General features: G+C 60.7%; 11 protein-coding genes and 1 pseudogene. 9 read left to right on the forward strand and 3 right to left on the reverse strand.

Annotation, left to right across the window (positions count from 1 at the left end):
• From P0D80_RS47290 to P0D80_RS47300, 3 genes and pseudogenes are all read left to right on the forward strand, one after another.
• On the forward strand, positions 1 to 1,037 hold a 1,037-nt coding region (locus P0D80_RS47290), incomplete at its 5' end, for a pentapeptide repeat-containing protein (protein WP_408294939.1).
• A 70-nt stretch (positions 1,038 to 1,107) separates the two neighbouring features.
• The gene (locus tag P0D80_RS47295; protein ID WP_408294942.1) at positions 1,108 to 2,184 is read left to right on the forward strand and encodes a hypothetical protein; all 1,077 of its coding nucleotides are present in this window, start codon (positions 1,108 to 1,110) and stop codon (positions 2,182 to 2,184) included.
• 141 nt (positions 2,185 to 2,325) lie between these two features.
• Positions 2,326 to 3,329 (forward strand): annotated as a pseudogene (locus P0D80_RS47300) (IS256 family transposase).
• On the opposite strand, the gene P0D80_RS47305 reads toward P0D80_RS47300, so the two are convergent.
• The gene (locus P0D80_RS47305; RefSeq protein ID WP_408294945.1) at positions 3,330 to 3,848 is read right to left on the reverse strand and encodes a recombinase family protein; all 519 of its coding nucleotides are present in this window, start codon (positions 3,846 to 3,848) and stop codon (positions 3,330 to 3,332) included. It lies immediately after the preceding pseudogene.
• A gap of 108 nt (positions 3,849 to 3,956) precedes the next feature.
• Between P0D80_RS47305 and P0D80_RS47310 the strand changes: the two genes are divergently transcribed.
• From P0D80_RS47310 to P0D80_RS47330, 5 genes are all read left to right on the forward strand, one after another.
• The gene (locus P0D80_RS47310; protein WP_408294948.1) at positions 3,957 to 4,211 is read left to right on the forward strand and encodes a type II toxin-antitoxin system Phd/YefM family antitoxin; all 255 of its coding nucleotides are present in this window, start codon (positions 3,957 to 3,959) and stop codon (positions 4,209 to 4,211) included.
• Complete coding sequence (locus P0D80_RS47315; RefSeq protein WP_408294968.1) at positions 4,208 to 4,645, forward strand: type II toxin-antitoxin system VapC family toxin; 438 nt, start codon at positions 4,208 to 4,210, stop codon at positions 4,643 to 4,645. Before P0D80_RS47310 ends, P0D80_RS47315 begins: the two co-directional genes overlap by 4 nt.
• Before the next feature lie 42 nt (positions 4,646 to 4,687).
• Positions 4,688 to 4,954, forward strand: a complete 267-nt coding sequence (locus P0D80_RS47320) for a DUF8583 domain-containing protein (RefSeq protein ID WP_408294951.1) — start codon at positions 4,688 to 4,690, stop codon at positions 4,952 to 4,954.
• A gap of 92 nt (positions 4,955 to 5,046) precedes the next feature.
• Complete coding sequence (locus tag P0D80_RS47325) at positions 5,047 to 5,430, forward strand: hypothetical protein (RefSeq protein ID WP_408294953.1); 384 nt, start codon at positions 5,047 to 5,049, stop codon at positions 5,428 to 5,430.
• Between the two features lie 9 nt (positions 5,431 to 5,439).
• Entirely contained in the window at positions 5,440 to 5,967 is a 528-nt protein-coding gene (locus P0D80_RS47330) for a hypothetical protein (protein WP_408294956.1), read from the forward strand.
• Between the two features lie 12 nt (positions 5,968 to 5,979).
• Here the strand turns inward: P0D80_RS47330 and P0D80_RS47335 are convergent, their stop codons facing one another.
• Positions 5,980 to 8,937 (reverse strand): LPD7 domain-containing protein, encoded by a 2,958-nt coding sequence (locus P0D80_RS47335; RefSeq protein WP_408294959.1) that lies wholly within the window; start codon positions 8,935 to 8,937, stop codon positions 5,980 to 5,982.
• A gap of 309 nt (positions 8,938 to 9,246) precedes the next feature.
• Positions 9,247 to 9,612, reverse strand: coding sequence for a plasmid mobilization protein (locus P0D80_RS47340; RefSeq protein ID WP_408294962.1), 366 nt, complete (start codon positions 9,610 to 9,612; stop codon positions 9,247 to 9,249).
• Positions 9,613 to 9,935: 323 nt separating this feature from the next.
• Between P0D80_RS47340 and P0D80_RS47345 the strand changes: the two genes are divergently transcribed.
• Entirely contained in the window at positions 9,936 to 10,403 is a 468-nt protein-coding gene (locus tag P0D80_RS47345; protein ID WP_408294965.1) for a hypothetical protein, read from the forward strand.
• Positions 10,404 to 10,414 lie beyond the last annotated feature (11 nt).

Consider the following 10,414-nt stretch of genomic DNA (forward strand, 5'->3'; position numbering starts at 1 on the left):
GGGCGAACCTGAGCGGGGCGAACCTGCGCGGGGCGAACCTGAGCGGGGCGAACCTGAGCGGGGCGAACCTGAGCGGGGCGAACCTGCGCGGGGTGGATCTGAGCGAGATGGTCCTGGGCGGGGTGAACCTCAGCAGGGCGGACCTGCGCGAGACGAACCTGCGCGGGGTGAACCTGAGCGGGGCGAACCTCAGCGGGGCGAACCTGAGCGGGGCGAACCTGAGCGGGATGAACCTCAGTGGGGTGAACCTGAGCGGGGTGAACCTGCGCTGGGCGAACCTGAGCGGGATGAACCTCCGTGGGGTGAACCTGAGCGGGGTGAACCTGCGCTGGGCGGACCTGAGCGAGACGAACCTGAGCGGGGCGAACCTGCGCGGGGCGATCCTGAGCGACGCGAAGCTGAGCGGGACGAACCTGCTAGGGGCGGACCTGCTCGGGGCGGACCTGAGCGGGGCGGACCTGAGCTGGGCGAACCTGAGCGGGGCGGACGTGAGCGGGGCGAACCTGGGCGGGGTGAACCTGCGCGGGGTGAACCTGCGCGGGGTGAACCTGCGCGGGGCGAATCTGGGCGGGGCGAACCTGCGCTGGGCGGACCTGCGCGATGCGAACCTGAGCGAGACGAACCTGAGCCGGGCGAACCTGAGCCAGGCGAACCTGCGCGCCGCAATCTTGAACCAGGCGACATTCTCGCTGGAAGCGCTCTTGCACCACTCTGGTGAGTTTACCGATGAAGTGCTTCCCGGGATCCTCTTCGCTGGATTGTCAGTGGACCTGAGCGATCCAGAGCTACGCGATGTTCTCTTTAACCACCGGAACAATCCTGACTCCGGCAGCATCCTGACTGTGATCGACAGGCGGTTAAAGGGCGAAAACAGGATCCGCTGCATGGAGCTGGCTATCGGGGCGCTTGACGACGCCATGAGTGCCGGTGTCAATGATCCTGCCGTTCAGGCTGTGGTCGCGGAGTTCCTGTTAGCCCCATCCCGAGTATCAGGAAAAGAGTCCTCTGATCAACTCCTTTGTCCAGAAGGCGGCTGAGACGCTGTTCCTGATCTATCAGGACGCTCCCTTCCCGGTGGAGGGCTGGTCCTCGCATGGACTGGGGACCATGCTCGACCATGCTCAAGCACAGCTGGGACAACCGGCACCCGCGGGATATGCGTGGGCTCGTGCGAACAGCTTCAGCCTGCTGCAGATACTGGTTGCGGCCGAACAGCATGAAAAGCTGCGGGACAAGGCAAAGCAGGTGCGCAAGACTTACCTGGATGTACTTCCCGAGAACCTGATCCAGTTTGAGAAGGACAACACTGATCTCATGGATGCGCCGGAACTGTCCTATTTTCCGTTGCTTGCCAGGGAAAAGGAGGTCTGCATCCTGATGACCGATGATGACCTCAAGAAGGCTATGCGGGCCCCTGGGGAGCCGGGCGAAGAGTTCGGCCATGTATTCGTGGCTGCCGACTGGAGCCGCAAGCCGGATAAGGTAGAGCAGACCGCACGCTCGGAGTACTATCCCTTGTTCAATCAGGCGCACCTTGCCCAATTCCCCGTATTGCACTCCAGAAGTATCTCGCGACTATCGATTCACTCGCTGGAGACGATCGCCAGATCGCTGCTTCCTCAGGCTTATGTCCAGGCATACATGCTGGGCGCCGCTAGCGGAGCGAAGGAGGATTGGACAACGCCGCGGATCCAGGCAGAGCTGAAGGGGTTTGTTCTGCCGCTGGTGGGGCATGCTCATGATGATTACGTCTCGTACGATAATTTCTCGGAAGCGCGTTTTTCGGAAGACCTGCTGAAACGGCTCTTTGCGGAGGCCGAAGCAGTACATGGTTCAATGAATGACGCTGAAAAGGCTTTCTTTCTAAGATCGCATGCGGCCTCACTGTCGTACGCGAGCAGTTCCAGAATGTTTGGCAGGGAGTTGGATTCGCCGGAAGGGCTGCGGGTGCTGGCGGTCGCCATGCTCAATCATGCGGATGAACTGGATCCTGGTGTCGAGGGCTTTTCAAAGGACAATCTGGCGGATTACAGGGGGAGACTCCTTGGGAAGGGGAACGCCTTCACGTGCACGGCGATCCTGTCCGGCATGCTGCAAGGTAAGCTGAAAGACCAGATGAAGAATGACAAACGGTTCGAGACGATCTATTACGCAGCGTTACCTGCGAGATGGAGCACGACCTGAGGGCTGATGCCCTGAGACAATTCGGCGTCTTCTGTGTAACGCAAAAAATACGGCTTTTGAACCACCGGTGGCGGTATAGCTGAGAATGTTGCTTGTCAAAGGCACAACCAGCGAACCCGGCGAGAGCCGGAACCGACCACCATGAAGAAGATTACGGAAAAAGCGAACGGCAGTAAAGCGGAAACGAAGAGCGTGCTTGATGAGTTGATCCAGCAAGGCGCGCGGCAGATCATCCAGCAGGCGACGGGCGACATGAGCGAAGCGATGGGCATCATGCTGGGCGGCCAGGTCAGCGGGATGTCACCGAACGTCGTGAGCCGGCTGAAGGCTCAGTGGGCCGAGGAGCATGCGCAGTGGAACCGGCGCGACCTGTCGTCGGCGCGCGGGCGTACTGGTGGGCCGACGGCATTCACACGGGCGTGCGCAGCGACGATTCCGACGGCCAGTGCCTGCTCGTTATCATTGGCGTGAAGCCGGATGGCACGAAGGAGCGCGTGGCAACCGGCGACGGTTATCGGGAATCGAAGGCCTCGTGGAGCGAGTGGTTGCTGGATCTGAAAAGGCGTGGCCTGCAGTCCGGGCCGTTGCTGGCCTGCGGCGACGGTGCGATGGGATTCTGGGCAGCGATGGAGGAAGTGTTCCCGCAGACGAAGCATCAGCGTTGCTGGTTTCACAAGATGGGCAACGTGCTCAACGCGCTGCCGAAATCGCAGCAGGCCCGGGCCAAAAAGGCGATGCAGGACATCTGGATGGCAGCCACGCGTGCTGATGCGCTGGTCGCATTCAATCACTTCGTCGACGCCTACTCGGCAAAGTATCCGAAGGTGGCCGACAAGCTGACGGAAGATCGTGACGAACTGCTGGCGTTTTACGATTTCCCGGCCGAACATTGGCAGCATCTGCGCACCACGAACCCGATCGAATCGACCTTCGCGACGGTACGTCATCGTACGAAGCGCACGCGCAACGGTGTATCGCGTGCGACCTTTCTGGGCCTCGCATTCAAGCTGATCGAGTCGGCCGAAGAATCGTGGCGGCGCATCCGCGCCCCGGAAAAGCTCACTTCGATGTTTGACGGAATGAGGTTCAAGGATGGAGAACCGGTGACCGACAGCACACCGGCTCAGCAGTCGCTGGCCGCCTGATTATGCCGAAACCGCGTACACCAGATTTGACTCTACCCCCCGCACGATGGCCGCCAGCATATCGAGGAGCATGTCGTTGATCGCCCCGAACATGCGCCCGTCGAATTCGCTTTGCGTGGGCGCAAGGTGTTGCCAGGTCGTCGGCACGTTGACGGCGACCACACGCACCTGACACTGGCGGATCAGGCTTTTGAGCTTTTCCCATTCCGTCCCGGTCAGGCGTGAAAGACGGTCCACGTCCTCCACCAGCAATACGTCGGACGGCCGGCTGTCGGCCAACAGCCGGAAGAGTTCGGGGCGATCGAGCCGCGCCCCGGATTCGTTTTCTGCGTAGTAGTTGCAGATCCGCACGCCGTGTTCGTAGGCGAAGCGCTCCATCGCCCCCCTCGCCCGCTGTGCATCCTGCTCGTCGGTGGAAGCGCGAAGGTACGCGCGCACAAAATAGGTCATCGGTACTGAAAGGGTCGGTTTAGCGAACTGGTCTTGTTTTGGGTTGATATTCGCGAAATACAGTACCACGCTTCGCTAGTTCGCCAAGGGGATACCCAAAACGAACCAGCCAAGAGTTGCAAAGCCGTCAACGATGTAGTAACATATCTACATTATCAGCGTGAGTCGAGGTATCCCATGACCATTACGACCCTATCAAGCCGCGAGTTCAATCAGGACGCCAGCGGTGCCAAGAAAGCCGCCAACGAAGGGCCCGTGTTCATCACCGATCGCGGCCGGCCGGCGCACGTCCTGTTGTCCATCGCGGAATATCAAAAGCTGATCGGTGGACCCGCCAGCATCATCGATATGTTGGCCATGCCCGGCGTCGAACAGATTGAATTCGATCCGCCGCGTGCGGGTACGATTTCCCGCCCGGCGGATCTGTCCTGATGTTTGTCCTCGATACCAACGTCGTTTCAGAACTACGCAAGGCGAAAGCCGGTAAGGCCGACAGGAACGTGACCGCGTGGGCAGCCAGCGTGTCACCCGGCGCCCTCTTCCTGTCAGCCATCACGATTCTGGAGCTGGAAACCGGCGTACTTCTGATCGAACGCCGTGACGCGGCGCAAGGCGCGATTCTTCGAGCCTGGCTGGACAGTCACGTCCTGCCGGCTTTCGCCGGCCGTGTGCTGGCCGTCGATATTGCCGTCGCGCAACGCTGCGCAAGACTCCATGTGCCTGATCAGCGCGCTGAGCGCGATGCGCTGATCGCCGCAACAGCCCTCGTGCATGGCATGACCGTTGTCACACGGAACGTGGGCGACTTCATTCGAACGGGCGTTGACCTTCTCAACCCATGGGAGCCTGATAAGAAGACACTATGATCGAGCCGAAGCCGGCAAAATCTCATATGAGGAGAACTGAGGATGTCGCTATTGAAAACCCGTCTGGCCGCGACGGATGAGAAACTGGCAGCATTGAAGGAAGCGCGCAAGGCCGCTGACAAGGCGCGACGCAAAGCTGTGAAGGAAAGCCGGGCCGATCGCGAACGTAAAATCAGGCTGGTTGGCGAGGCAGTCCTTCATCGAGTTGCTTGCGGCGAGTGGGACGAGGCTGATTTTCGGCAAATGATGGACGCAGCGCTCACGCGCGCGAATGACCGCGCCCTGTTCGACCTGGACTCAGCTCCCTGACAGCAGCGAATGCAGTTTGTCATTTGCGTGATCCGCGTTATTGCGTAACGGAAAAGCACGCATACAGATCGCGTGCGAAGACAAGGAAAAAAATGAACGACAAGGAACTGAATTTCCGCGCTGGCCTCGGCGCTTTCGGGAACGAAAACCAGCACATTCCTCGCGAGGTAGATCTCGATACGTTTGATGCGGTTGGTCATAACGAAGACTGCCTGCGGCTGCTAATCGCAACGGGAATCTCTTTTACCCGGCCAGCCGACGGCTATGTCGGTGCCGAAGCCGGAATGCAACAACCGCCCATAGTGGAACCGATTGTTGATGGCGATCTGTTGTCAGCGGCCCGCCGTGTCGCTGCAAAGGTCGCAGCAAGCTGGGTTACAGATTCAGACGTTGCGCTGCACAGGGCGAAAACACAAAGTGCCCGCTATATGCAGACCCAAACAATCACACAATCAATCGACGATCTCTCCAATTGAGGGTTGAAGATGCTTGGAACAATCGTTGGGACATGGCAGGGACGGCGCAGGCTGGAACGCCTTCCGCGAATTACCGTCAACGCAACGGCAAACTACTACAAAGCGTTCACCACGCCGAATCCCGATTACGAAGCCGTAATCCACAATTCGTCTGGCAACGAGGTAGGCACGGCCACCTATGCCGTCTCGCCACTCTTCGATCGAGTCTACCTGTTCGAGATCGAGACAGCGCCTGGAAATCGTCGTCAGGGGTATGCCATCGCTCTGCTGTGGCACTTGGCGCAGACCTATGGTCAGCCGATCACTGCTGTGAAAGAGCTTTACAGTGCGAACAGCTTCTGGAACGCTGCCCGTCGACTAAAGGAAGCCGGGCTTGTCGTGACCATGCCGCTGTCAGTGGGCGACATGGATAATGAAGCAGCCCGCTGGCAACACCTGAGACCCGACGCCGAACGCCTGGAAAGACTCATCACGGAGCGGCTGACGGTCCACAACGAACCGTGGCACATCGCGGTCGGACGCGGACTGGAATCGTGAACGCACCGCGAATCAGCGCTCCATATCCGGATCCTGATCCCGACCAACGTCGGGCGAGTCGTCGCCTGCGCTGCGCTCGTCATTACCCGAACGGTCGGGCTCTGGTGAGCGCAGCATATCCCGCGCGAGCTTGCGCATCGCCGCATTGCGTTCGCTCTCCTGCCGCCGCTGCGCTTCAGCCTGTGTGTCCAACTCGTGGCGCCGGTCGTGCATCACGCGGTTCAAGGCTGGATCGTTGAATTCGACATTCAGACGGGTCTCTGCTGCCACGCGCGCGGCGTCCAGCTGAAATTCCAGCGGACCCGACAGGATGAGCGTCTGGCCGAACTTCTGCTGCGCCAGGCGCAGCGCCGTTTCGATCGCATCGCGGTCGCTCTCCCACAGTCGTACCGAAGGCCCCTCGTCGACGAGCAGCGCAGCGCCATCGCGCCGGTAGGTTACATCGCCATTGCGCTGCACCTCATGCGTGATCACCGGCCCGCGATAGATGATCGCGTTCGGCTCGTGCTGCCGCGTCGAACGGATCGCGGCATACGTAGGATCCGGCTCGGGTTCCGTGCGCCGCATGCGGCGCAGCTCGAGCAGCGCCTGTTCGTTGCCAGCCTGCGCCTGCCCGGCGAGAAACGCACGGTAACGCTCATCGAGCGGCTGACGTGTGACTGCTTTCAGCGCTTCACGCTCGGCCGCCATCGCCGATCGCAATGCCGTCTCCTGTTCGACTCGGGTCATGCGAGCCACAGACAGCGCAGCCTTCCGGTCGGGGCGCGACAGCTGCAGATCCGCCTGGATCGCGCTACGTGCAGCATGGAACGTCGAGCGGATCGAGCTTCGCTGTGCCTGCTCGTGTCTCCCCTGCTCCACCCAAGCTGCACGATCGCGCTCAGTCAGCTCGGCCCGGTACGTCTGGAACTCGCGCCACAGTGGCGATGCTGCCGCATGCCGTGGCGCGTACATTGCATCGCGGCCGGTCTGTGCACGGTACGTGTCGCGCATCAGCTGCGCGGCTTCGGTCCACGGCAGATTCAGTTCCTTCGTCAGGAAATCCGACACGTTCAGATTGCGGTTACCGCACTGGATCCGGTCGCCGCCGTCGCAGCCCTTGATGATGGCGTATTTGGCCGGGATCAGGCCATGCGAGTGCGCGAGCGTCGCCAGCAGCCGGCCAGCATCGAGTGTACGTTTGATCTCCTGAAATTCCTGACGTGGTGCATCACGCCGGATCGCGCGGCCTTCCACGATGTCACGCGCGAGCTGGTCGCGCACGGTGTCGGCTTCGCGGCCGGTCGCCGGATCCGGACGCGCCGACCGGTTCCGCGCTGGCGTACCGGAAAAATGCAACTGCTCAACGCTGGCCAGCGACTTGACGGCCGTCAGGCTCGCCGGCTGGTCAGCGTCCGCAAAGCGACCAGTGAACACAGTATTCGCACCGCGCCCCTTGAAACCGTACTGCTCGCGGGCAAAACGCGCGGCGCTGGCCGCTGTCAGCTGCTGACGCTCGTCCGGATCCGCGTGCTGCCACGCGTCGTACATCTGCGCGGCGCGTCCGCTCCAGTTCTCTGCCGCAGGCGCGTACCCGTGCTGCCCTATTCCTCGCTCGCCAGCGCCATGCCATCGCAATGCGTCATTTCCACCGGCTCCGATGTCTTCCAGGTCACGAGGTGCATCAGCCGGCAGTAGCACTTGACCTCGCGCGGCGTCGCCATCCACAACGATGCCGGACAGACTTCGCATACGGTCGAAGGATTCGGGCGCCGTCCGGGATCGATCTGGCTCAAGGTGAGACTGATGATCTGGCCGAAGTCGGCCGGTGTCGGCGCGGCGATCGTTGGGCGTTCGGCACTCACGCCCGGCGCCGCGCCGCCCTCGCCCGTACCCAGCGTCACCGGATCCTCGCTCCCGGTCGACGCCTCGCTCGATGTCGGGCTCGTCTGGTCGCTTGAATCGATAGCCGCGTCCCACATCTCCAGAAAGTTGCCTTTCTGTGGCACTTCCGGTGTCTCGCTCATGGTTCACCTCTCCTCGAAATCGTTGATAGAAGCGCTGCTCGCGAACCGCCAGCAACTGCCGGCGCTCATCGGAAGCCGCATCACGGTAGAACGGGTAGGCATTGAGATTCCCGCCGTTGAAATACTTCACTTCCCTGGCGCGCATCTCGTGCCATTCACGCAACGTGTCCTGCAGTGCTTCAGGTGTCGCACGCTCCGCGCCGGTTACTTCATATTCAGGCTCGATGGTCCGTTCGATCACAGCGCGCTTCTCGTCGGCCGGCAACTCGACGAACGCGCGCGAGAACACGTATTCCTTCAGGTTCACGCCCTTCGCTGCATCGGCTCGCTTCACGTTTTCGTATTCGGTCGCCCGCCCCGCATTGCGCGTGCGCGTCTCGCCGAATTCCTGCAGCAGCGTCCGGAAGTCGTCGTATTCGGTGATGTCCCGCGAAAGGACCGCTTCGAGAATCGCCGCCTTGAGCTCGCGATTGCCGCCCTCGAACACATCGCCCTTGTAGCGGCTGATCATCTCCGACGCGCTGGTGAACTCGACGCGCCGGTTGTCTTTCGGACTGGCCAGTCCGTACTTGTGGTTGATGTGCTCCTGGAACGCATCGATGAACTTCGCCTGGTGCTCAACCATCGCGAACGGATCGAGCTTCCGTCCACTGAGCAGATTGACCTTCGGAATCACGAAGTGAATATGCGGCTTCCGTTCGACCGGTTCGCCACTCTTCCGGTCGGTGTAGCTCTTGATTTTCGGGAGATGCGCCTCGGCATAGAAGCAGTATTCGTCGGGCTCATACGCCGCGAACGCGAACGCCTCGAAGTCGCGCACGATGGCGTCGAGCGTCGCCGGCTCGATGTCATCTTCCTTGAACGACAGGGTGATGGTCTTGTACCGCTCGGCATCGGTATCCATTGACTGGATGATGTCGTTCGTAATGTCGAGGTCGCCGGCTAGAATCACGCGTTCGTCCATCTCGTCGCGCGAGAACTCGCGGTCCTGCTTCTGCCCCTTCTCCAGGTATTCCTTGATGCCGTCGTGGTGGCCGCTAATCCTGATCAGCATGAGCCCGGCTCCGGAGAAACCGGTTTCCCGAGCCACTGCTCCACCATTGCAATGCGACACCCCAGCTCAAAATGGATACTGACCGTCAGGGCGTGACGTACGCGCTCAAGTGTCAGCCGGGCCGCCCCGCAATGACCACGAGTAAGCTCAGCCGTCGCAAGGTGCTGCAACGCTTCCAGTTCGACTACGGCCCAGATCGCCTTTTGCACGTCGCTCATTTCAGTCGACCCGGCCGAGCGTTGCTTTCAGATACCGGGAAATCATTTGCAGCTGGTCTACCAGCTGCTCGTAGGTCGCCTCGGACAGCTTGCCGCGCGCGTGCTCCGAGTTCGCCCGGTGCGCGATCTGGTTAAGGTTGTTGCTGGTTTTGTTGAAGACATACAGCAGGCGTTTGCGATCGCCGCTCGCCTTCGGCCGCGCGACGATCTGCGTGCGGTTGGCCAGCACCGCTTGCCGGAAAAATTCAGACTGGGTAAGGCCCGACGCCGCCACCTTCTCCAGATACGCCGCCCGATCCGCTGGTGGCAACCGGAAACTGATCGGCTGGCTCAACCCCCCTTCCACTTTTGGCTTCAGCTTCGGCATCGCCGGCAACCTCCCTCGTTTTTCACCACTTCATCAGGACGCGTCGCGGCCCCACCAACTTGCGGGCATCGCCCGCTGCTTTTCCCCGCAGCGTAGCTGCGGGGTTTCAAAGGGGCATCCCCTTTGGCACGGGTATTTTACGGAGCGCGTCGCGCTCTGTAAACATACCTCTCGTGCCTGCATTTCTATGCAGAAATGCACTTAGGCTACATATTAGCGACTTGCAGTATCCATAAAGACTCAACAAGACTTTATAAGTCTCTTTTAGAATTCACATATATCACAATTAGGATACACTCCGTATACAAAATGGCCACCAGATCATGACAACCTCCAACTTGTCCTCACGCATTCGCGCACTGGCCTCCGATCCTGTGCGCAGGTCTCAGACCGCGCGCCTGCGCGATGTCATTAACGATGTCGAGCACGCGATCAATGCCGGTGTCGCACTCGAACACATCCTCTCGGAACTGCACAACGACGGCTTTACCTTCACCATGTCCGGCTTCAAGCAGGCGCTGCGGCGCATCCGGGTAACCCGCCCACCGACATCGCCACCCCTCGCAGAACGAAACACCCCAGCCGCCACAGATTACGCAATCAATCCCGCACCCACCCCAACCGGCACCAGGGCATTCAAGACACGCCAGCAACTGGCCGCCGAAAACCCTGATCTTTCACCCCAGGCAGTCCGCGAACTGTTGGCAAAACAGTACAGCGACAACACGCCTGGATCGCTCGCACAGCAACTCGCCGCGCAGGCCGCCAGAAAGGGAAACGCAGGCACCTGACCGGATCGTCG

The sequence above is a fragment of the Paraburkholderia sp. RL17-373-BIF-A genome (genome assembly GCF_046030175.1).
In the GTDB taxonomy this organism is placed as follows: Bacteria; Pseudomonadota; Gammaproteobacteria; order Burkholderiales; family Burkholderiaceae; genus Paraburkholderia.